Source organism: Streptomyces sp. NPDC001056 (assembly GCF_053598955.1).
In genome coordinates this window covers 401013-423277 of sequence record NZ_JBSFLI010000002.1, presented here as the reverse complement: position 1 = coordinate 423277, position 22265 = coordinate 401013, and the positions used below count along the sequence as shown (strand labels likewise).

The following is a 22265-nucleotide window of genomic DNA, read 5'->3' as shown; positions in this document are numbered from 1 at the left end:
GCCGAACACGCGGAGCTGCTCATGACGGGTTGGCGGGTCAGGGACTACACCCAGGACGATCTCGAAGCGGTGATCCGTGTCGACATGCAGAGCGGCACGACCGAGGAGCCGCCGCTCTTCCCACTCTCGGACGCCGTGACGGCCCTCCAGACCCGCCACCCGGCCGTGGTGGCCACGGCCGGCGACGTGCTGATCGGCGCCGCGGTGAGCAGGGTGGAGGGCGAACGGGCATGGATCCTGCGCATCTGCATGGCGCCCGGCTGGCGGCAGCGCGGGCTGGGCAGTGCCCTGATCACCGCCCTTGAGCAACGGCTCTTCGCCGTCGGCGTCCGCGCGGTGCACGCCGCCCTGCCCGAGGGCGAGACCGGTGCCACCGCCCTGCGCAACTGCGACTTCGCGGCCCACCCCGGCCTGGTCTTCTTCGAGAAACGCGGACCGGTGACCCCGCAGTCGGCCGGCACGCTGTCCTCGCTCGGAGCGGAGCTGCCGCCAGGGGGGCTGTGGCAGAAGGTCGCGGGCATGCAACGGGAGAAGCAGCTCATCGAGCGGCGCCTGGTCCTGCCACTGGCCCATCCCGAACTGGCCGCCCAGCACGGAGTGGAACTGCCACGGGCGGTGATGCTGTTCGGCCCGCCCGGGACCGGCAAGAGCACGTTCGCGCACGCGATCGCCAGCCGCCTGGGATGGCCCTTCGTCGAACTGTTCCCCGCCCGTCTGGCCGCCGAGTACGGCCTGGCGACCGGGCTGAACCGACGCTTCGACGAGATCTCCCGGCTCGACCACGTCCTCGTCTTCATCGACGAGGTCGAGGAGATCGCCGGCGAACGCGGCGGCGCGGACGCGACCGCTGTCGGCGTCGTCAACGAACTGCTCAAGGCGATCGTCCGGTTCCGCAGCCAGGACGGACGGCTGCTCGTCTGCGCCACGAACAACGTGACCACGCTCGACTCCGCGTTCCTGCGGCACGGCCGCTTCGACTACGTGCTGCCGATCGGCCCTCCCGACCACACCGCCAGGACCGCGCTGTGGGAGAGCTACCTGGCCCGAGCGGGCGCGCGGGCCGACAGCACGGCACTCGCGTCCGCCAGCGAGGGGTTCACCCCCGCCGACATCGCCCATGCGGCGCGCACCGTCTCCCAGGCCCAGTTCGAGCGCACCTTCGACACGGGAACCCGGACCACCCCCACCACCGACGACTACCTGGACACGATCCGCGACACCAAGCCCACGGTCAGCGCCGCCATGGCCCAGGACTTCGCCCAGCAGACGGAGGAGTTCGCCCGCATCTAGCGTCCGGGCCGGTGGAGAGTCGATCTGCGACGGACGTGTCAGGCCGGCGTAGGTGGCGTGTCGCTGCCCGTATCGATGAGGATCTGCCTGGCCTCGGTGACGTTGTCGGCCCGTACGGCCCTGGCCATCGCGGCGCGTGCCGCGTCGGGCGACGTGTCCGGAGGGACCAGCATCAGGGAGAAGTGGTCCCGGTCGCCCCGGGTGATGAGGACGGTGTCGTCACCGACCGGGAAGGAGTCGATGTGCACGATCCGGTCGTCGACCATCACCCGGGTCGGCAGTTCGTCCCAGGCGCTGCCGTCCAGACCGACCCGGGTGACAGGTCCGAGGTGCTCGGTCAACGCGGAGATCAGCGAGGGCAGCTCCGCACCGATGTTCCGGGACCGCGGCCACCATGCGCCGTCCAGGATTCCCTCGCGTGCGTGTGTCGTCTCCAGCCGCAGCAGGGCCGTCCCGGGGTGCACCGACCGGTGGACGGCGTCCGGCAGGAGCCTGGGGAGGTCGGGGGTGTCTGAGTCGGCCATGGTGTCCGCCCGTCCGCAGAGAGCAGTGCGACCGCAGGGCGTGCTACCACGATACGACCCTGCTACCTCACGGTACTCCGCACGACGCGCCCGCGAGCGCTTCGCCGCAGGGCGCGGTTGCGAAAACAGGCAACGGCTCCGGCGTATACCCGCCGGAGCCGCCCTTCCGGGTCATTGCACGTGAGCGTGCGCCGACCCGCTTTCCAGGTTACGTCAAAGGGATTAATCCGTCGTAAGCAATCCTTGCGAGGGTTCACTTCGGTCCGAGAAGCCGACGCGGCGGCTCAGCCACGCCCTTCCTCTTCCATCTCCATCTGCCGGATCCCCTGGTGCGTCAGCGTGATCATCGCGGGCGTGTTGCCCCTCTCCCAGTCCACGACGACCCAGCCTTCACCTGCCAGGTACATACAGGCAGCGGCCATGTCCTGCTCAGGGATACCCAGGTCGGTGCGGAGCTTCGCCCCGTCGACGCCCAGGAGGCGATTGCCCTCGGCGGCTTGGTACAGAGCCTGCATGATCCTCTCGCGGTACGTCTTTCGGTCTCGCAACATCGCCATGACGCGCCTTCCTCTACCGCCCACGGTCGGGCCGAAGTCGATGTCATCCGCGGTCGCCGTCGCGGTGGGGCGCGTCGGAACGGTCGCGTCCACCGCCGACCGACGGTGTCTCCGGGGCCGACGCCCGATCCCCGGCAGAACATCGCTGTAGTGGAAGGCAGTGATCCGTTCGGCGTGCTGACCATTGAGCTGGTGGATCAGAACGACTCCGACGGCGATCAGGACGAGCAGCACGGCCACGGCGATGACGAGCATGGGATCTCACCTCCGTCGACCGGCGGGCGAAGGCCCTGCCGAGCCGATGGGCCGGGGCCGGGACGACGGTCGACCTGCTCCGCCGTCGTCCTCCCAGGCTTCTTCCCTGTTTCGTGCATCGATCCTGTCTGCTGCTTGCTCCCGGGCCGAGGCATCGACGCCGTCGCCGACCATCAACTGCGCGGCGGCATCCGCACCGGTTTCCGGCGGAATCACCAGCACGTCCCGGCGGCCGTCAGCGGAGAAAAGAGTGAGTCGGTGGGGATCCTGCTCCTCGGTGGACCAGCCCACCTGCACGGTGCGCCCGGCGTAGGACACCCAATGCGGCAGGACGGGCCAGTAGGCCGGGTGCACGGTGACACTCGTGATACGACCCCAGAGATCACCCAATGCGGCCGTCAACGACGGCAGCTCACGGGTGAAGGCACGGGAGCGAGGCCACCACATACCGTCCAGCCCGCCCGGCGCGGGCGTCAGGGACAGCCGGGCCGGCTGCGGCGGCGCACATCTGCTCGATGTCGTACGGTCAATGGTCACGGCCATGGCGCGAACCTGCCCCCGGGCTCGTGGGTGCGGCCCGGCGCTGTCGATCACCGGGAACGGCACCCGCAGCGGAGCCGGTGCGCGAAGAACTCCCGGTGTCTTCACACTACTCCGCTCACCGGTCCGAAAAGCCCGGGATGACCAGGCAGTTTCCTGCCTTCGGGACCTGGTCGCCGGTGCCGATGCCGGTCAGAGCCAGTCCTTGCGCTTGAACGTCAGATACAGCAATGCGGACAGGAGCACGATGACGGCGGCGGAGGTGACGAATCCCGACTCGCGGCCGAAACCGGGATAGGGGAGGTTCTGGCCGTAGTAGCCGGTGATCGCGGTGGGTACGGCGATGATCGCGGCCCAGCTCGTCACCTTCTTCATGATCAGGTTCATGCGGTTGGCCTGGACCGAGAGGTTCGTCTCCATGACCGAGGCCACCAGGTCCCGCAGTGATTCCGTCCACTCGGTGGCACGCAGCACGTGGTCGTAGACGTCCTGGTAGTACGGGGCGAGAGGATCGTTGATCAGGTGCAGGCCGGGGCGCATGAGGGTGTTGACCACCTCACGCATCGGGAGCACGACGCGGCGCAGCTGGACGAGCGACTTACGCAGTGCGAAAACCCGGCGCTGCACGGCTTCGATCTCACGGCGCCCGGCCGCGAAGAGCAGACCCTCCAGGTCCTCGATGCTGTCGTCCAACTGCTGGACCGCGGCGAAATGTCCGTCCACGAGATGGTCGAGCAGACCGTGCAGCAGGAATCCGACGCCGTGGCCGGCCAGGTCCGGGCTCTCGTCCCAGCGGGCGACGACGTCCTCGATGTCGAGGCCGTCGTCCTTGCGGACGGTGATCATGGCCTGGCTGGTGAGGAATACGGCGATCTCGCTGTACGTCAGTTGCGCACCGTCCGGGCTGACGGTCACGGCGTAGGCGCTGAGGAACTCGTGGGTGCGATAGCGGTCGAGTTTCGGCCGCTGTCCATGGTGAGCGGCATCCTCCAGAGCCAGTTCGTGGATGCCGAACTCCTGACCGAGCATGGTGAGTTCAGCGGCTCCGGGCCGGTGCAGGTCCAGCCACAGGACCGACGCCGGATCAGCGAGATGCGCAGAGACGTCACTGGCGGGAAAACCCTCCAGGACCAGAGTGCCGTCGCGATACAGCCGGGTACGCGTCACCATGGCCCGAGGCTAGTGTCTTATACCCCTGTCATGCCGCTTCGCCCCGATTGCCAGCGCGGCAGGTTCATCGACAGCAGCCACCCTCCGTGGGGGCCTTACGTCAAAGCCCGCGACATCCGGAGCTCCGACCGACGAGCATCGGGTGCCGGTCCGAAGGCAGGGATGTGGGTACCCGGCTGCCGCGTCGCATCCGGCCTACACCGCACGACCGGATGCGGCACGTCAGCCGGGAAGGACACTCCGAGACCATGACCACGCATACCCCGCGCCGTCGCCCGCCTCCCCCCGCAGGTGGCAGTGATTTCGCCCGCCTGTCGAAGAAGATCGCCGAGGCCGGCCTGATGAACCGGTGCCCCGGCTACTACACCGTCCGGTCCATCGTCGTGGCCGTCGCCTACGCCGGGGGCTGGAGCGCGTTCGTCGTCATCGGCGCCGGGTGGTGGACCCTGGCGCTCGCCGCGTTCCTCGCCGTGATGTTCGGGCAGGTGGCTCTGCTCGCCCACGACGTCGCGCACCGCCAGGTCTTCCGCCGGCGCCGGCCCAGCGAGACGGCCGGCCGCGTCGCCGGGGCCGCGATCGGGATGGGTTACGGATGGTGGCAGGACAAACACACCCGCCACCACGCCAACCCCAACCACGAGGACCTCGACCCCGACATCGCCCCGGACCTGCTGGTGTGGTCCCAGGACCAGGCCCGCGCCGCGACCGGACTGCCGAGGATCATCGGCCGTCGGCAGGCGTTCCTCTTCTTTCCCCTGCTCCTGCTCGAAGGGGTCAACCTTCATGTCTCCAGCGCGCGAGCACTGGGCAACCGCACCCTGAAGAACCGCGCCCTGGACGGCACGCTGCTCTACGGGCACACCGCCGCCTACCTGACCGCAGTGTTCCTCGTCCTCCCACCCGGCATGGCGATCGCGTTCCTGGCCGTCCACCAGTGCCTGTTCGGCCTGTACCTCGGTTGTCTGTTCGCCCCCAACCACAAGGGCATGCCGATCCTGACCGGCAAGGACCGCCCCGACTTCCTGCGCCGCCAGGTCCTCACCGCACGCAACGTACGCGGCAGCTGGTTCACCGACCTCGCCCTGGGCGGCCTGAACCACCAGATCGAACACCACCTGTTCCCCAGCATGCCCAGCCCGCACCTGCGCAGGGCCCGGCCCATCGTCCGCTGCTACTGCCAGGACTTGGGAGTCGACTATCTGGAAACCGGACTGATCGCCTCCTACCGGCAAGCGCTCGCCAGTCTCCACCGAGCAGGAGCGCCACTGCGGCGAGCCCGTATCAGCAGCGCCCGAGCATGACGCACCGGCGCCGACGGTAGATGATCTCACCGCCCTGTCTGAACCAGGAGGCAATCCCGTCGAACCGCTTGCATGAGTCGGCAGCTGTAACGCATCCAGATGCCCGTGCCGTACTCCAGCGCCTTGTCCCGGTGCCCGGCTGGAGTGATCCGGTGAGACCCAGCGGCTGGAACAGCCCCGTCGGCTTCCCGGCGCGGCTGCGTCGTCTTACGGCTCCCCTCCCAGATGGGCGCAATCGCAAATCCAGCGTCCCGCGAGCATCGCGGGAGCGCGCACTGTGTGCGGAGCCGAACGCGGTCATGCGCGCAAGCACAGTCGAGATCACGGCGAAGCCCCGCCGGAGCGCTCCGGCGGGGCTTCGTCTCATGGCTCCGAGCAGAAGCCCCGTCGGGGGATGGTTCCCGGAAGGGCTTCACTGCTTCGCCCTCTCTCACATCGCTGTCACGAACTGAGCGGACACCCGCGAACCATAGGGACCTGACCTGCAATTTTGTGCGCGCCCCGGAGCGGCTGGACACCCATGGACGATCGTTACGACCTGTGCCAGGTCGTGCCCAGTGAGGGAGCCAGGATCAGGACGGGGGCGTCTTCGGGTCCGTCGAAGCGGTATTGCAGGGTGTTCGGTTGTGTCTCACTCACGCACCAGACCCTCTCACGTGTCACGAGATCTCACACGGCCGGGGGAACCCGGCGGTGCTCGCCCCCTCTCGGCGTGACCCGCCCTGCCGCCCGCCGCCCGTGGTGGTCACCGGCGGGCAGCGGGCGGACCGCGCCCGGTTCAGGCCGGTCCCGGAGAAGTTCCAGCCCCCCTTCGGGGTACGCCCTCAGCTCACGCGGTCCGGCTCGGTCGGCTTGTGACGCCTCCTGGGGGCCGACGCCGTGGACCCGCGAACCACCAGCTCCGGCATGAAGACGAATTCACTGTGCGGCGCCGGCGTCCCGCCGATCTCCTCCAGCAGCGTGCGCACCGCGGCTTGGCCCATCGCGGGCACCGGCTTGCGGATCGTGGTCAGCGGCGGATCGGTGAACGCGACGAGAGGCGAGTCGTCGAAACCGACGACGGAGAAGTCCCGGGGGACCCTGAGGCCCCGCTCCCGGGCCGCCCTGATCGCTCCCAGCGCCATCATGTCGCTGGCGCAGACCACCGCGGTGCAGCCCCGCGCGAGAAGCGCCGCCGCGGCGGCCTGCCCCCCTTCCAGGCTGTAGAGCGAGTGCTGGATCAGCTGCGTCTCGACGGCGCCCGCGGACATGCTGAGCTGATCCTTCATGGCCCGTACGAAACCCTCGATCTTGCGCTGCACCGGGACGAAACGCCGGGGGCCCAGGGCGAGGCCGATGCCGGTGTGGCCCAGCGACACCAGGTGGGCGACCGCCAGAGCCATCGCCGCGCGGTCGTCGGGCGAGATGAACGGGGCCTGCACCTTCGGCGAGAAGCCGTCCACGAGGACGAACGGCACGCCCTGGCTGCGCAGGCGCCCGTACCGCGCCATGTCGGCGGTGGTGTCCGCGTGCAGTCCGGAGACGTAGATGATGCCCGCCACCGCCCGGTCGACCAGCATCTCCGTCAGCTCGTCCTCCGTGGACCCACCGGGGGTCTGGGTGGCCAGCACCGGGGTGTAGCCCTGCCGGGTCAGTGCCTGCCCGATGACCTGGGCGAGCGCGGGGAAAATGGGGTTCTCCAGTTCCGGGGTGATGAGACCGACCAAGCCCTCGCTGCGCTGCCGCAGTCGCAGCGGGCGCTCGTAACCCAGCACGTCCAGGGCGGCCAGAACGGACTGGCGGGTCCCGGCAGCGACGCTGGGCTTCCCGTTGAGCACACGGCTGACCGTCGCCTCGCTCACCCCTGCCTGCACGGCGATGTCGGCGAGCCGGATGGTCACGGGAAGTAACTGCACCGGACGCATGTCAGACGGACCACCAGACGGCGCAGTCCCCCGGCAGTTCCGTCGTCTCGGTGCCCGGTTCCACGTCGGCGGTCGCCAGCAGCAGTGTGCCCGGGGTAGCCAGCGTGACGGAGGTTCGGGTGAGGTTGACCGTGCAGACGAAGGAGCCGCTTTCGCTGTCGCGGCGGAAGGCCAGCGTCCCGTCCGGGCTGTCCAGCCAGGTGATCCGCCGGCCCGCGCCCAGGGCCGGGTGCTCCCGGCGGATGGCGAGCGCGCTTCGGTAGAACTCAAGGGTGGAGGCCGCATCGCCTTCCTGGGCCTGGACGGTCAGGTGGCCCCAGTCCGTCGGTTGCGGCAGCCAGCTGGGCCCGCTCTCGGCGATGCCGAAACCGAAGGGCGGCGCCTGTCCGGACCACGGGATGGGCACCCTGCAACCGTCGCGGGTGCCGTCCTGGCCCGTGCTGCGGAAGAAGGCGGGGTCCTGACGGACCTCGTCGGGGAGGTCGACGACCTCGGGCAGACCGAGTTCCTCGCCCTGGTAGAGGTAGGCCGAGCCCGGCAGCGCGAGCATCAGCAGGGTGGCGGCGCGTGCCCGGCGCAGACCACGCGCCGGGTCTCCCTCCGCGAGACGCGTGGAGTGGCGTACCACGTCGTGGTTGGACAGCACCCAGGTCGTCGGCGCGTGCACCGCGTTCATGGCGCGCAGCGAGCGGTCGACGACATCACGCAACTCTGTCGCGTTCCAACCAGTGCCCAGGTAGTCGAAGTTGAAGGCCTGGTGCAGCTCGTCCGGACGCAGGTACAGGGCGCTGCGCTCCACGGTCGGTGTCCATGCCTCGGCGACGGCTATCCGTTCGCCCGGGTACTCGTCGAGGATGCGCCGCCAACTGCGGTAGACGTCGTGGACGCCATCCTGGTCGAAGTACGGCACGGCCCGCGTCCCGAGGAGCTTGACCTGCTCGTCGTGGCCGACGTCCGGCAGCCCGGCCGCCTTGACCAGGCCGTGGGCGACGTCCACGCGGAAGCCGTCGACGCCCATGTCGAGCCAGAAACGCAGTATGGAGCGGAACTCGTCGTGGACGGCCGGATGGTCCCAGTTGAAGTCGGGCTGTTCGGGCGCGAAAAGGTGCAGGTACCACTCGCCGGGGGTGCCGTCCGGTTCGGTCACCCGTGTCCAGGCGGGGCCGCCGAAGATGGACTCCCAGTCGTTCGGCGGCAGTTCGCCGTCGGCGCCTTTGCCCGGACGGAAGTGGAAGCGGCCCCGCAGAGGTGAGCCGGGGCCCTCGCGCAGTGCCTGTTTGAACCACTCGTGCTGGTCGGAGCAGTGGTTGGGCACGAGGTCGACGATGATCCTGAGGCCCAGCGTGTGGGCGTCACGGATCAGGTCGTCGGCGTCGGTGAGGGTGCCGAACATCGGGTCCACGGCCCGGTAGTCGGCGACGTCGTAGCCCCCGTCCGCCTGCGGAGAGGCGTAGAACGGCGAGAGCCAGACCGCGTCGACACCGAGCTTCTTCAGGTAGGGAAGGCGTGCGCGGATGCCGGGCAGGTCGCCGATTCCGTCACCGTCGCTGTCGGCGAAGCTGCGCGGATACACCTGGTAGATGACCGCGTCGCGCCACCACTCCCGGTGCCCCGAGGCCGCGAGGGAGGATTCGGTCGGAACGGTGCCGGTGACATGCTGGGTCATGGATTCCCTTGAGGAGTGCGAGGGGTACGACGAGAACGCTCGCCCGGTGGACAGGGGCCGGTCTCCGGCCGGTGTCCCGCCGGTCATGACTTGGTGCCGCCGGCCGTCAGTCCGGAGACGAGACTGCGCTGCACCAGCATGAACACGAGGGCGGCCGGGATGGTGATGATGATCGCGGTGGCCGAGGTCCATGCCCAGTCGGGCCGCTGGTCCTGGGCGAAGGTGCGGATGCCGACGGCGAGTGTGTAGTGGTCGGACTGCATGAACTGCGTCGCGTAGGCGACCTCGCCCCAGGCGGTGAGGAAGCTGTAGAAGGCTGTCACCGCGAGTCCCGGCTTGGCCAGGGGCACGATCAACCGCCAGAAGGTGCCGAAGGGGGTGAGGCCGTCCACCCTGCCGGCCTCGTCGATCTCCTTGGGAATGGTGTCGAAATAGCCCTTCATCATCCAGGCGCAGAACGGCACCGCCGTGGTCGCGTAGGCCAGGATGAGCCCGAGGTAGTTGTCGAGCAGATGCAGTTCGGACATCAGCAGGTACAGCGGCACGATCAGCACGATGCTGGGGAACATCTGGGTGACCAGGAAGGTCCACATCAGCTGCCGGCTTCCCGGGAAGCTCATCCGGGACACGGCATACCCGGCGGTCGCCGCGAGGAAGACGCCGAGCGCCGTCGTGCCGGCGGCCACGATGACGGTGTTCAGGAACCACCGCAACAGGTCCGAGTGGGCCAGCACGTCGTGGTAGTTGTGGAGGCTGAGGTTCTTCAGCACCTCGCTCGGCTGCTGCCAGGCGTTCTTCGGGCCCAGCGAGATGAACAGGATCCACACCACGGGGAAGGCCGCGACCAAGGTGGCCGTGGCCATCGTGGCGTGCAGGGCGATGGAGGCCCCGGGGCTGCGCTCGTCCCGGCCGCGGACCCTGCGGGGCCGGGAGGTGTCCGGGACGGGAAGTCGTGGGGTGCCGCTCGGAGCTGCGGCGGTCTCGTGCGTTGCTGCGGTCATGGCATGGGCTCCTTACGCCTGCTCGGACTTCAGGGTGTTGCGGCGGTAGAAGGTCGAGAAGGCCAGCAGGAGAGCGAGGATGATGATGCCGTAGGTGGCTGCTCCCGCGTAGTCCGAGATGCCGTTGAACGCCTTGTGGAAGGCGAAGGTGACGAGGATGTCGGTGTCGCCGGTCGTGTTGTTGCCCAGGAGCAGATAGATGACGTTGAACATGTTGAACGTCCAGATGCAGCCCAGCAGGACCACGGTGTTCGACACCGGTCGCAGTCCGGGCAGCGTCACGTTGGTGAATCTCTGCCGGGGCGACGCGCCGTCCATCTCGGCGGCCTCGTAGAGCTCCTTGGGGATGGACTGGAGTCCGCCGAGGAGGGCCACCATGTTGAAGGGGATGCCGATCCAGACGTTCACCATGATGACGGCGATCTTCTGGGCGAGGGGGGTGCCGAGCCAGTTCTGCGCGGGCAGGCCGACCGCCTGGAGGAGGTCGTTGAGGACGCCGTACTGGGAGTTGAGCACCAGGCGCCAGGCGAAGACGCCGATGAAGGAGGGTACGGCCCAGGGCAGGACCAGCATCGCGCGGTAGAAGCCGCGCAGGCGCATCTTCCGGTTGAGGAGGATCGCGAGCGCCATGCCGAGGCCGACCTGGAGGACGACGCAGGAGACCGTCCACACGATCGTCCACCACAGGCGCGGATAGAAGTCGCCGTCCGCGCCCGACAGGATGTACCAGTAGTTGTGGAGACCGACGAAGTCGTACGTGGCGGGGCGGTGGAAGGCACCGATGGTCGTGGCCACGTTCGACTCGTTGGCATTGGTCAGCGACTGGTAGAAGCCGTATCCCAGCGGATACAGGACCAGCAGGGTGATGACGATGGCGACGGGGGCCACCATGGCCCACGCGTACCAGTACTTGTCCCACGCACGCCGGAGTGCCGTACCACGTGCGCGGCGTGGCGTCTCGTGGCCGCGTGCCGTCTCGTCGGTCTTTCCGGTGCTCGTTGCGGTCGTCATACTCATCGGCTCTTTCGCTGACGAAGTCGGGTGGTGCCGCAGCCCCGGGGAGCCCCGGTCGGGGCGGCAGCGGGGAAATCGGCCCCCGGGGCTGCGTGTCCTGGGGTTACCTTCGGGCTGAGCTGTGCCGCGGGTCAGCCGAGGGAGTAGCCGGGCAGGAGCTGCTGGAACTGCTTGGCGGTGGCATCCAGACCGGCCTTGACCGACTCGTCGCCCTGAAGGATCTTCACGTAGTTCTGCGCGAGGGGGGTGAAGAGGGACCCGACCTGCGGGAGGGCCACACGCGCTCGCGCCGTCTGCTCCAGGACCGGCTTGAAGCCGGCGATCTTGGCGTCCGCGGTGACCTCACTGGTGTAGGCCGACTTGCGGGTCGGCAGCGTGCCGGTGCCCTTGGCGATCGCGATCTGGCTCTGGGTGGACGTCATGAACTGCGTGAACAGGTAGCTGGCCGGCAGGTTCGTGGAGCCCTGGTAGACCGTGAGGTCGTGACCACCGGTCGGGGACTGGGCCTTGCCTCCGGCACCGGCCGGCACGGGCGCGAAGCCGAGGTTCCCCTCGTCACCCTTGAACGCGGTGCCGGTCAGGTCGTCGCTGACCGACCAGGGCCCCTGGATCAGCATGGCGACCTTGCCGTTCTTGAAGGCGGTCTGCATGTTCTGGTAGGCGTTGGCGAAGTCGACCTTCATCGACGCCTCGTCGTTGATCTTCTTCGCCGTGGTGAGCGCCTGGACGGCGGCGGGGCCGCTGATGGTGATCTTCTTGGCCGCGGGGTCCGCGAGGTCCGCGCCGTTGCTGTAGAGCAGCGGGAGCAGGAAGTACGAATCGGGGTTGAGGTAGGTACCGAAGGCCCCGGTCTTCTGCTTGATGGTCTTCGAGTCGGCGATGAACTCGTCCCACGTGGTCGGCGCCTTGGCGATGCCGGCCTGCTTCAGGAGCTTCTTGTTGTACAGCAGGCCCAGTGTGTCGGTGACCGACGGAACGCCGTAGGTCTTGCCCTTGTACCTGGCCGTGTTCATCGGGACGGGGTTGAAGTCACCGGTGTCCTTCAGCGCCGGGGTGCCGTCGAGCGGGGCGATGTAGCCCAGCTCGGCGTACTCGGCCATCAGTCCCACGTCGGTGCGTACGACATCGGGTGCGCCCTTGCCGCTCTTGGCGGCCGACTTGAACTTCTGCTCGACATCGGTGAACGGGACGTTCTGGTAGTTGACCTTGATCTTCGGGTACTTGGCCTCGAACTGCTTGACCAGGGCCTTGTACGTAGGGGCTTCGGTCGCGGCGTCCGAGGTGTCCCAGTAGGTGATCGTCCCGGAGATGTCCTTGGGGTCCTTCGGTTTGCCCGACGAATCGCTGCTCGACGAGCCGCCGCAGGCCGAGGCGGTGAGGACGACCGCGGTGACAACGGCGGCGATCGATACGCCACGTCGCATAGGAACTCCTTGAGGTGGATGCCCGGTTCATCCCTTGAGAGGGCCGGGGTGCCGTCTGTCCCAACCGACGGCCGCCGGGCGCGAGCTGAACATAACAAGACTGAAATCTCTTGCGTAAGAGATTGCAAGAAGTTTTGCGCCCAACCCCGTGAGCGTGACGTTCTCGTTACCTGTGCGTGTCGTGATGTAATACCGAGGGGTCAAGTGGTCCCATCTGCACGTGACTTGAGGTAGCGAAGCACATCGGAGATCGACCGATCCCGTCCCCGCGGGACGCGGCGGACGGGGCTCTCACACGGAAAGCGGGCAGCAGTCCGGGTCGGCACATCCTCTGCGTTCCGGATGTCACCGACGGACGAACTGGAGTATCTTGCCGGTACTTTCAAAAATGTTGCTGCAAGTCGACCGCTCCGCCGTTCGGCAGGGCGCGGGACCGCCCGGCACCGGGGGTGCGGGCCGGGCGGTCCTTCTTCGGCGGTCGTCGGGGACGGAGGTCAGTTGCGCCAGGTGTCGTTCAGCGTGACCTCGCCGCTGGAGGGAACGGTGGCCGTACGGTTGTCACCGCTCTCCCAGGTGACGTTGCCCGAGGCGTCCTTGCGGATGTACTTGTACGCGAACGACGTCCCTGCGGGCAGGGACACATCGAGCTTCCACACGGGGTAGCTCGCCGGGTCCAGCTTGAGGGCGTCGGAGGTGTTCCAACCGCCCAGGGCGGGGTTGTCGCCGACGACGTAGATGTTCTCGCCCCACTGCGTCGTGGCGTTGACGCTGAACGAGGCCCCGGTGGCCGGAGCCGGGTCGCCCGGGGAGGTGGCGTCGCAGTTCATCGCCCCCACGTGCAGGGCGAGGGCCGAGTTGGCTCCCAGCGTCGCGGTGAACTGCCCGCTTGAGTCGACCGTGACGCCCTTGCCGCTCTGCACGTCGCAGTAGCTGCCGGCCGGCAGGGAGGTCTGGAAGGTGCGGGTCAGCGTGGACCCCTCGTGGTTGATGACGACGTACGCCTTGTCACCACGGCCGAAGGCGATCGCGTTGTTGCCGTCGTCCCACCAGTCGGTCACCGCCGCGCCGGCGGCCGTGTTGCGGAACTTGACCATGCTCGCGATCTCGCGCCAGGCGTGCTGGCACTTCCAGCCGTCGGTGTAACAGGCGTTCACCTGGCCGTTGTCGGGTCCGCCCGCGTTGTTGTCGGTGAACTCGTAGCCGGAGTGCACGTCGGGTGAGCCATAGGGCCAGGCCAGCATGAAGACGTGCGCGAGGGTGTAGTTGGCGCCGTCCTTGTAGGTGAGGGTGCCTCCGTTGCGCTCGGTGTCGTGATTGGTGACGAAGACGGACGCCTTGTCGCTGGAGACGTAGCCCCAGGCCTCGCCGAAGTTCTTCAGCTCCGCGAGCTTCTCGCTGTTGAAGACCCGCTTGAGGTCGTAGGCGTAGTGGAACTCCTGGACGTCACCGGTGTTGTAGTACTCGGACGGCTGGACCGCCTCACCCGCGGCCCCGATGGTCTCCTGCTTCCAGTAGACGTTCGGGTCGGTGAGCCGGGACTTGATGTTGGCCAGGTCGTCCTCGGCGATGTGCTTGGCGGCGTCGATGCGGAAGCCGTCGACGCCGAGGGAGAGAAGGTCGTTCATGTAGCCCGCGATGGTCGCGCGGACGTACTCCTCCCCCGTGTCGAGGTCGGGCAGGCCGCCCATCTCGCAGTGCTGGACCTGCCAGCGGTCCGTGTAGTCGGTGATGGTCGTGGTGCAGTCGTCCATGTCCGCCGCGGAGTACGTGCCGGGGTAGTCGTACTTGCTGAAGGACGAGCCGGCGGTACCCGTGCCGGAGGCGTTCGCCATGTGGTTGATCACGGTGTCGGCGACCACCTTCACGCCCGCCGCGTGACAGGTGTCCACCATGCTCTTGAAGGCCGAGCGGTCACCCAGCTTGGTGCCGATCTTGTAGCTGACGGGCTGGTAGGCGGTCCACCAGGAGCTGCCCTGGATGTGTTCGTTGGGCGGGGAGACCTGGACGTACCCGTACCCGTCGGGGCCCAGTTCGTCCGTGCACGCCTTCGCGACGGACGCGAAGTTCCACTCGAACATCACCGCGGTGACGTCCTTGCCGCCGGGCGCGCTTGCCTGCGCCGGCGTCGGTGCCGTGACGGCCACAGCGGCTCCCGCCAGCATGGCGAGTGCAGCGGCCACGGTCCTTCTGGCCATGGTGTCTCCAGTTCGGAAGTGGGGTGATCCGGAGAACAGCTCATTGACAACGCGCCGTGCCAGAGACAGCCGTTCGTTGATTCTTGCTGCAAGAAATTTCGGTCGAGACCGTACGGCGCTGCTCACGATGGGTCAACCCCTCGCGTTGAAGAGGTAGTTCTCCCAGCAGGAGGCGGAGGGGAGTTGTGAAATCTCTTTCGCAAGCGTTTCGGCGGTGTTACCTTCAACGAGCTCCGGCCCGCGGCCGCGGGGTTCGCATGCCGCATCCCGACGCGCCCGGTCGTACGGGCCGGAGTGTCCACGCCGACATCTTCAGGACGTCAGGGCCATCCCCTTCGCGTCCTGTCACCGGTCACGCTGCGAGCAACGGCTCCCACCACGACCAGGTCGGACACAGGGGCGATCAGCTCGGCCAGCCGCTGGGCGATCCGCCGCCCGACCGGGAGCCAATCCCACGGCGACCGGTCATTCCGCGGGGATGCGGAACTCGAATTCGGGACGGTCCCACGGCACGGCGGGCGGGTTCGCGAGCGCGGTCCCGACCCGCACCGCACCGACGCGGTGGTAGAACTCCGCGGCGGGAAGGTGCGACACGACCTTGACCCGGTCGAGCCCGGCGGCACGGGCCTCGGAGCGCATGTGCGCGACGAGCAGTCGTCCGATGCCCCGTCCTTGCGCTTCGTCGGCGACGAACAGCAGGTCGAGCTCCGGTGGGGCGAGGACGAGCGAGTAGAACCCGAGGACCCGGCCGCCGTCCTCCTCGGCTCCGACGGCCACGAAGGCGCGGTTGGCCTCGATGTAGTCGGGGCCGATCCGGTAGCCCGCGACCGCGGCCGCGTACTTGCCCGCGTAGGCCCTTGAGCCGCGCACGATCCGCGTGAGCCGCTTGGCATCCCGCGCGACGGTCCTCCGTATCGTGATCGACTGGCTGACCGGGGAGGTGCGTGCACTCATCGGGAGAGTATGTCGCACCGGGGGGCGGCTTCGTGCGGCGGGTCGGCCGCTCCGCTCGGTGCCGGGGGACGCGGCGCCGGGGATGCCACCCCTCGCGCTGGAAGAGGTGGCACCCCCGGCGGATGCCTGCCGTGCGTCAGCCGTACGTCAGCCGCCCAGTCGCACCGGGACCGTCTGCCAGCCGTAGGCGATGAAGGACGGGACCTGTGTGAGGGAGTCGGCCGTGAAGGCGGGGGTCAGGCCGGGGAAGCGGTCGAAGAGGGCGGCGAGGGCGGTGCGGGCCTCCATGCGGGCCAGCGGGGCGCCGATGCAGCGGTGGACGCCGATACCGAAGGAGAGGTGGTCGTCGGCGGCGCGCGCGGCGTCGAAGGCCTCGGCGGTCTCCCCGTAGTGCGCCGGGTCCGAGCCCGCCGCGCCGAAGGTGGTGAGGATCGCGTCGCCCGCGGGGATGGTGACGCCCTCCACCGTGACGTCCGAGACGGCGAACCGGAGCGGCAGGGAGGCGATGGAGGGCCTGGCGCGCAGGACCTCGTCGATGACCTGGTCCCAGTCCAGCTTCCCGGAACGGACCTCGGCCAGCTGCTCGGGGTGGTTCAGGAGTTCGACCACCGCGTTGGCGATCAGGTTCACCGTCGTCTCGAAGCCGGCGCCGATGACCAGGAGGAGGGTGAACATCAGCTCCTCGGTGCTGAGCCGGTCGCCCTCGTCGTCGCGGACCCGGATCAGCTCGGTGGTGAGGTCGTCGCCCGGGTTCTCGGCGCGGTAGGCGATCTGCGCGGGGATCACCGTGACGATCTGCTGCTGCACGAAGGCCGCGTGCTCGGCGCTCTGGTCGGTGGTGTCCATGATCGCCGCGACCAGCTCGGCCACGTCCTGGCGCAGATGGTCGGGCACCCCGAACAGCTCGCAGATGATCTGCATCGGCAGCGGGAGGGCGAACGCCTCCTTGAGGTCGACGACGGCGCCGTCCTCCCCCGCCTCGGCCATCCGGTCGAGGAGTTCCGTCGCGACGGCCTCGACCCGCTCGCGCAACACCTCGGTGCGCCGGGCGGTGAAGCTGGGCGCGACCAGGCGGCGCAGCCGGGTGTGGTCGGCACCGTAGGTGGACAGCATGTTGACCACGCCGATCCAGCCCAGCACCCAGCCCCACTCCGGGTGTTCGCCGACCTCCGGCCACAGCCGCCAGTGCCTGCGCGGGTCCTTGCTGACCTGAGGGTCGAGGATCAGGGTCCGCAGGGCGTCGTACCCGGTGGGTGCCCAGGCCGGTATCCCGCCGGGCAGTTCCACGGGGACGACCGGTCCCAGGGCGCGCAGCCGGGCGCTCTCCGCGACGATGTCGGACCCGAAGGGATCGATGGGCACGCGGGCGGGCGTGGTGGTCATACTCACACTCCAGTCTGGAAGGACGCGGAATCCGCCGGCAGCCCGGCGGGCCGGTCGGGGGTGACGGGGGTGAACCGGACCGGCAGGGCGACGAGGGAGCGGTGGAACGGGCCCGGGCGCCAGGTGAGCCGGTCGCGGGCCACCATGGGCTCCATGTCGGGCAGCCACTGGGTGAGGCGCTCGATGGCCTCCGTGGCGATCAGCAGCCCCTGGTGCTTGACCGGGCAGGTGTGCGGGCCCGCGCCGAACGACAGATGGGAGGCGTCCCGCGGGTGGTGCGCACCGCCGTGCTCCTCGTCCGCGAACAGCGCGAGGGCCCCGTACGAGACGACGACCGGCACCGCGGCCTGCACCCACACGCCGTGGAAACTGACCGGCTTGCGGGCGTAGAGCACCCCGTAGTTGGTGAGCGGGGTCTCGTAGCGGAGCACCTCCAGCACCGCGTCCCGCACGGTTCGCGAACCGCTGGTGAGGGTGGAGTAGTACGCCGGGTTGCCGAGGATGCGGGAGAGCGCGTTGCTGACCAGGTTGGTGGACGGCTCGTGGCCCGCGCCCAGGGTGAGGAAGACCTGCCAGGTGACCTCCTCGGTGGTCAGGCCCAGCGGGTGGTCGAGCAGCCGGCTCGTGAGGTCGTCGCCGCGTCTCGCCGTCTTGGCGCCGATCAGGTCCATCACGTACCTGCCGTACTCGGCCTCGCCCTGGACGGACGCCTCACCGCCCTCCATCAGCGCGCCGAGCGCGTCGTTGAGGCGGTCGGCCTCGCCGTCGGGGAAGCCGAAGATGCTGTTGAAGATCAGCGTCATCAACGGGCGGGCGAAGTCGTTCACCAGGTCCGCCTCGCCGCGCGGGCCGAACCGGGAGACCAGGATGTGCACCGCCCGCAGCACCCGCTCGCGCAGGTCGTGCGGCTCGACCAGGTCGAAGGCCTGGAGCAGGGCGGTCCGGTAGCGGACGTGCTCCTCGCCGTCGGAGAAGAGGGTGTTGGGCCGCCAGCGCATCATGCCGAGGATCGGGAGGTCCTCGGGGACGGTCGCCTGCCAGGGGCGCGGGTCACGGGACCAGGTCGCGTCGTCGTGCAGCATGTCGAGCGCGGCCCTGCGGTCGGTGACCACGTACGCCGGTACGCCCGGGGCGAGTTCGGCCCAGCCGACCGGGCCCTGGGCGCGCAGCGCGTCGTAGTAGCGGCGCGGGTCGACGGCGAATCCGTCCTCCCACAGCCGCACGGGGGTGGAGCGGTTGAAGGACTCCGGGGGCGCGGGGTACGCCGTCATGAGCGCACCTCCCCGGCCACCGCGCGGGCGTTGAGGTCGATCAGGTGCTCCACCAGGGCGAGCAGCGCGTCGACGGAGGAGTGGGTGTCCCGGGCGTCGCACTCCACCAACGGGGTGTCCGGAGCCAGGTCCAGGGACTCCCGCAGCTGTTCCTCGGGATAACGGCGGGAGTCCGGGAAGGTGTTGACGGCGACCGCGTACGTCAGCCCCGACTCCTCGACCAGGCCGAGGACGTCGAAGGAGGCGTCGAGGCGGCGGCTGTCGACGAGGACGAGGGCGCCGAGCGCTCCGTAGGCGATGTCGGCCCACAGCGCGCGGAAGCGTTCCTGCCCCGGGGTGCCGAAGAGGTAGAGGACGATCTCCTCACCGAGGGTGATCCGGCCGAAGTCGATGGCGACGGTGGTGGTCTTCTTGTCCCGCACGCCGTCGAGGTCGTCGACGGCGGTGGAGGCCTGGGTGAGGTGTTCCTCGGTGTGCAGGGGGCGGATCTCGGACACCGAGTCGATCAGTGTGGTCTTGCCGACGCCGAACGGGCCGACGACGACGATCTTCACCAGCTCCCGTGCGGTGGCGGGAAGGTGCAGCTCCCCGGCCCGGACGCCGGAGCCGTCGGGCCGGGCTTCGGCCGGTGAACGTTCAGAGCTTGAGGGCGCGGAGGCCATCGGCGACTCTCTTCAGCAGGTCATGGTCGGGCAGGGCGGCGGACGGGACGGGCGGGCGTGCCGTCACCAGCCCCTGGTCGATCAGGGCGGCGGCGAGGACCCGGACGGCGGAGACCGGCAGCCGCAGCAGCGCCGCCGCCTCCACGACGGTCAGGGAGCCGCCGTCCAGCGACTGCAGCAGCGCCTGCTGGGCCGCGGGCAGGTCGCCGGGGACCGGCCCGGCGGCAGAGGTGAGCACCGACAGGCGCTCCAGGCTGTTACGGCTGGGCCGCGCGACCCCCGAGGTGGCGAGGTAGGCGGGTACCAGCGGACGGCCGGACCGGTGGCCCCTCACAGCAAAGCGCCACCCTCGGCCGCGCGGGGTGCGGCGGCCATCGCCTTCTCGCCGAGCCGCGCGACCTGGGAGTGCACGCGGTGGCCGAGCAGGTCGAGCCGGACCTCCGGGTCGCCGTAGGCGGCGACGCAGGTGCCGTGGTCGGTCGGGGCGACCAGGATGTAGCCGTGGTCGGACTCGATCACGACCTGCCGGAGCTGGGCGGCCGGCATGTCGGCGAACGCGGCGGCGGCGGTACGGCAGGCGCCCTGGACGGTGGAGGTGATCGCAGCGACCCGCTCGGCCGAGGCCTGGGTGAGCGCCTCCGAGAAGCCGGATACCAGTCCGTCCCTGGTGAGCAGGACGGCGGCCTTCACATGCGGGACGTCGAGGATCGGGTCGAGAACCCACGCAGTGTCACCGGTCTCGCGGTTGGTCATCAGGGAGCGGTCCCTTCGGATCGAGCTGCATCACGGGCAGCGGCGGTCGCCGACTGCAGGGCGCCGAGGGCCGCGGCGGCCTCCTCGGGCGAGCGGGCGGGGGAGGCGGCCTTGGCCGCGCTCGGCCGGATCATCGCCGCCTGGTCCGGCGACACCCGACGGCGGCGGCGGCGAGGGAGGTCGTCGACGTCCGCCGCCACCGGCTGATCGGGACCGGCCGCCGGCCGACCGACGTCGGGCGCCGGCTGGTCGGGACCGGCCGCCGGCGGTTCGGGGTCGGGCACCGGCTGACGGGTGTCCGGTTCCGCCGATCCGCCCGCGGTGGCCTCGGACCGGGATGCGCGGACCGGTTCCGTCCCCGGCAGGGAAACCCCCGGGGCCGGCGTGTGGGCGTGCTCGGCCCACGGTTCCGGCCTGGGCACCTCCCCGGTGCGGGTGGAGGGGGACGCACTCGCGGCGGCGGGGCGCAGCGCCGGGTCGATGTGGCTCAGCAGATGCTTCTGGACCAGCAGGACCGCCCGCACGCCCCCGTACGGCGACGGCGTGGACAGGTCCACCGACAGGTCGAACTGCCGGGTGAGCTGGCCGATCGCCGCGAGGCCCATCCGGGGCGGGTCGCCGAGGTCGGAGAACATGATCGGGTCGGTGCCCGCGACCACCCGCTGCGCGGCGGCCCGTTCGTCGGGCGCCATGCCGACACCCGCGTCGTCGACGGTCACGGCGACACCGTTGTGGACGGCTTCGAGGTTGACCACGACCGAGGTGTCCGGGGAGGAGTGCCGCAGCGCGTTGTCGAGGAGTTCGGCGGCGATGATCGCGACGGGCTCCACGGCGTGCGAGACCAGGGCGGTGCCCGGTTCGAGGTGGTTGTGGAGCTTGACCCGCCGGTAGCCGGCCAGCCGGGCCTGTCCGCCGGTGACGGCGTCGACGAGGTGCGACTCCTCGCGGGCCAGGCCGACCCACGCACCGCAGACCACCGCGGCGACCTGGGCGCGGCGCAGCGACTGCTCGTTCTCGTGGTCCAGGGTGTAGAGGTCCTGCGCCAGCTCCGGGTCGTCGTACCGCTGCTGGAGTCCGTGCAGGATGTCCTGGAGGCGGTAGAGGCTGGCCTGGATCTCCCGGGTGGTGCCGCGCATGCCGGCGCGGGCGGCGGCGTCGACCCGCTTGCGCTCCTGGAGGATCGCGGTGCGCAGGGCCTCCAGCACCGGCTCCGTCACCGCGCCCTCGGGACCGGCCGGGCCGGGCACCGGTACGTGCGGGTGTGCGATGCGGGACGCCTCGGCCGGCATGCGCCGGGTGACGAGGTGCTCCAACTCGGCGATGAACGCCTGCCGGACGCGGTCGGCCTCCTCGGCACCGGCGCGGGCGGACTGCTCGGCCTGGTGGCGCAGACCGGTCATCTCCTGCCGTAGCCGGGCGCGTTCACGTCTGGAGCGCCAGAGGCCGCCGCCCAGAGCTAGGGCCGACACCGTCCCGGCAGCCAGGCCGCCGAAGGCCAGCTCCGGTATCTCGATCATGGATGGGGACCTCGGGGATCTCGGATACGTCTGGGCGTCTGAGACGTCCGGGCGTCTGCGTACGGGGCGTCCGTGGAAGCAGTTGGCAAACTACACACTGTTGGCTGTCGATTGCATCTGGTATTTGACCCGACTTGGACGCCGATTGCCCATTTGACGGTTCACCAACCTCCGCTCTGTGACCGGAGTTGCGGGTGAGTGTCACCTACAGGCATTTTCGAATCCCGTACAGAAGTGGCGGCTTCCCTCCCAAGGGGGTCGGGTGGCGCGAAAACCACGAACCGGGCACGGGTGTGCCCGCCCCTGCCGAAGAGGCCCGGCGGATCGCCGGGCCTCCTCGCGTCCGCGTCACATCCGCCGGTCAGCGGCTGCCCGCCGTGGCCGGCCACGTGCTGTACGCGCCCCGGCAGTACAGCAGCGGCTCCCGGTCGTACGCCTCTCCCCCGTGGACGTCGGCGATGAGCAGCCAGTGGTCCCCGGCGTCCACGGTCTGCACGGTGCGGCACTCGGCGTAGGCGAGCGCGATCTCGGTGAGGATCGGGGCGCCCGCGGCGTGCGCGGACGGTTCCCACACGAGGCCCGCGAACTTGTCCGGCCCCTTGTCGGCGAAGGTGCGGGACGCCTGTTCGCCCGAGTCGGCGAGGAAGTTGACCACGAAGGCGCCGGAGGACGCCAGCGCCGGGAACGTCTGGGAGCTCTTGCCGACCCCGACGAGCAGCCTCGGCGTGGCGGCGGAGACCGAGCAGACCGCGTTGCAGGTGAAGCCGCGCGGCCGGCCCTGCTCGTCCAGCGCGGTGACGATGGCGACGGCCGTCGGGAAGGAACCGAAGATCTTGCGGAACCGCTCGCTGTCTAGGGACATGTGGATCTCACCATGCTTTCGG

20 protein-coding genes are annotated in these 22265 nt (G+C 69.5%); 2 read left to right on the top strand and 18 right to left on the bottom strand.

What is annotated here, in order from left to right:
- Positions 1–21: 21 nt before the first annotated feature.
- Entirely contained in the window at positions 22–1290 is a 1269-nt protein-coding gene (locus ACWDD7_RS04445) for an ATP-binding protein (RefSeq protein WP_450456298.1), read from the top strand.
- Between the two features lie 38 nt (positions 1291–1328).
- Here the strand turns inward: ACWDD7_RS04445 and ACWDD7_RS04440 are convergent, their stop codons facing one another.
- The 4 genes from ACWDD7_RS04440 to ACWDD7_RS04425 form a co-directional block, all read right to left on the bottom strand.
- On the bottom strand, positions 1329–1814 hold the full coding sequence (locus ACWDD7_RS04440) for a DUF5994 family protein (protein WP_450456296.1): 486 nt from the start codon (positions 1812–1814) through the stop codon (positions 1329–1331).
- Between the two features lie 284 nt (positions 1815–2098).
- Positions 2099–2371, bottom strand: a complete 273-nt coding sequence (locus tag ACWDD7_RS04435) for a hypothetical protein (RefSeq protein ID WP_388767786.1) — start codon at positions 2369–2371, stop codon at positions 2099–2101.
- 261 nt (positions 2372–2632) lie between these two features.
- Positions 2633–3169, bottom strand: a complete 537-nt coding sequence (locus tag ACWDD7_RS04430; protein ID WP_450456295.1) for a DUF5994 family protein — start codon at positions 3167–3169, stop codon at positions 2633–2635.
- A 189-nt stretch (positions 3170–3358) separates the two neighbouring features.
- Positions 3359–4336, bottom strand: a complete 978-nt coding sequence (locus ACWDD7_RS04425) for a magnesium transporter CorA family protein (RefSeq protein ID WP_450456293.1) — start codon at positions 4334–4336, stop codon at positions 3359–3361.
- Between the two features lie 248 nt (positions 4337–4584).
- Between ACWDD7_RS04425 and ACWDD7_RS04420 the strand changes: the two genes are divergently transcribed.
- Positions 4585–5637 carry a fatty acid desaturase family protein gene (locus ACWDD7_RS04420; protein ID WP_450456291.1) on the top strand — a complete coding sequence of 351 codons (1053 nt, stop codon included), beginning with the start codon at positions 4585–4587 and terminating at the stop codon, positions 5635–5637.
- A gap of 824 nt (positions 5638–6461) precedes the next feature.
- On the opposite strand, the gene ACWDD7_RS04415 is transcribed toward ACWDD7_RS04420, so the two are convergent.
- From ACWDD7_RS04415 to ACWDD7_RS04350, 14 genes are all read right to left on the bottom strand, one after another.
- Positions 6462–7517, bottom strand: a complete 1056-nt coding sequence (locus ACWDD7_RS04415; protein ID WP_450456356.1) for a LacI family DNA-binding transcriptional regulator — start codon at positions 7515–7517, stop codon at positions 6462–6464.
- Positions 7518–7542: 25 nt separating this feature from the next.
- A complete protein-coding gene (locus ACWDD7_RS04410; RefSeq protein ID WP_450456290.1) occupies positions 7543–9207 on the bottom strand; it encodes a glycoside hydrolase family 13 protein in 1665 nt (554 codons plus the stop codon).
- Positions 9208–9290: 83 nt separating this feature from the next.
- Entirely contained in the window at positions 9291–10208 is a 918-nt protein-coding gene (locus ACWDD7_RS04405) for a sugar ABC transporter permease (RefSeq protein WP_450456288.1), read from the bottom strand.
- Positions 10209–10220: 12 nt separating this feature from the next.
- On the bottom strand, positions 10221–11225 hold the full coding sequence (locus tag ACWDD7_RS04400; RefSeq protein WP_351869378.1) for a carbohydrate ABC transporter permease: 1005 nt from the start codon (positions 11223–11225) through the stop codon (positions 10221–10223).
- A gap of 128 nt (positions 11226–11353) precedes the next feature.
- Positions 11354–12646 carry an extracellular solute-binding protein gene (locus ACWDD7_RS04395; protein ID WP_351869382.1) on the bottom strand — a complete coding sequence of 431 codons (1293 nt, stop codon included), beginning with the start codon at positions 12644–12646 and terminating at the stop codon, positions 11354–11356.
- Positions 12647–13140: 494 nt separating this feature from the next.
- Positions 13141–14841 carry a carbohydrate-binding module family 20 domain-containing protein gene (locus tag ACWDD7_RS04390; RefSeq protein WP_450456285.1) on the bottom strand — a complete coding sequence of 567 codons (1701 nt, stop codon included), beginning with the start codon at positions 14839–14841 and terminating at the stop codon, positions 13141–13143.
- Positions 14842–15306: 465 nt separating this feature from the next.
- Entirely contained in the window at positions 15307–15795 is a 489-nt protein-coding gene (locus ACWDD7_RS04385) for a GNAT family N-acetyltransferase (RefSeq protein WP_351869388.1), read from the bottom strand.
- Positions 15796–15942: 147 nt separating this feature from the next.
- On the bottom strand, positions 15943–17178 hold the full coding sequence (locus tag ACWDD7_RS04380) for a cytochrome P450 family protein (protein WP_450456282.1): 1236 nt from the start codon (positions 17176–17178) through the stop codon (positions 15943–15945).
- A gap of 2 nt (positions 17179–17180) precedes the next feature.
- Positions 17181–18449 carry a cytochrome P450 family protein gene (locus ACWDD7_RS04375; protein ID WP_351869394.1) on the bottom strand — a complete coding sequence of 423 codons (1269 nt, stop codon included), beginning with the start codon at positions 18447–18449 and terminating at the stop codon, positions 17181–17183.
- Positions 18446–19111, bottom strand: a complete 666-nt coding sequence (locus ACWDD7_RS04370) for a GTP-binding protein (RefSeq protein ID WP_351869397.1) — start codon at positions 19109–19111, stop codon at positions 18446–18448. Before ACWDD7_RS04370 ends, ACWDD7_RS04375 begins: the two co-directional genes overlap by 4 nt.
- Positions 19086–19445, bottom strand: a complete 360-nt coding sequence (locus tag ACWDD7_RS04365) for a DUF742 domain-containing protein (RefSeq protein WP_285552597.1) — start codon at positions 19443–19445, stop codon at positions 19086–19088. The genes ACWDD7_RS04370 and ACWDD7_RS04365 overlap by 26 nt, the downstream gene beginning before the upstream one ends.
- Positions 19442–19864, bottom strand: coding sequence for a roadblock/LC7 domain-containing protein (locus tag ACWDD7_RS04360; RefSeq protein ID WP_285552599.1), 423 nt, complete (start codon positions 19862–19864; stop codon positions 19442–19444). The genes ACWDD7_RS04365 and ACWDD7_RS04360 overlap by 4 nt, the downstream gene beginning before the upstream one ends.
- A complete protein-coding gene (locus tag ACWDD7_RS04355; RefSeq protein ID WP_450456280.1) occupies positions 19864–21381 on the bottom strand; it encodes an ATP-binding protein in 1518 nt (505 codons plus the stop codon). The genes ACWDD7_RS04360 and ACWDD7_RS04355 overlap by 1 nt, the downstream gene beginning before the upstream one ends.
- 361 nt (positions 21382–21742) lie before the next feature.
- Positions 21743–22243 (bottom strand): flavin reductase family protein, encoded by a 501-nt coding sequence (locus ACWDD7_RS04350; RefSeq protein WP_392213790.1) that lies wholly within the window; start codon positions 22241–22243, stop codon positions 21743–21745.
- Positions 22244–22265: the final 22 nt, after the last annotated feature.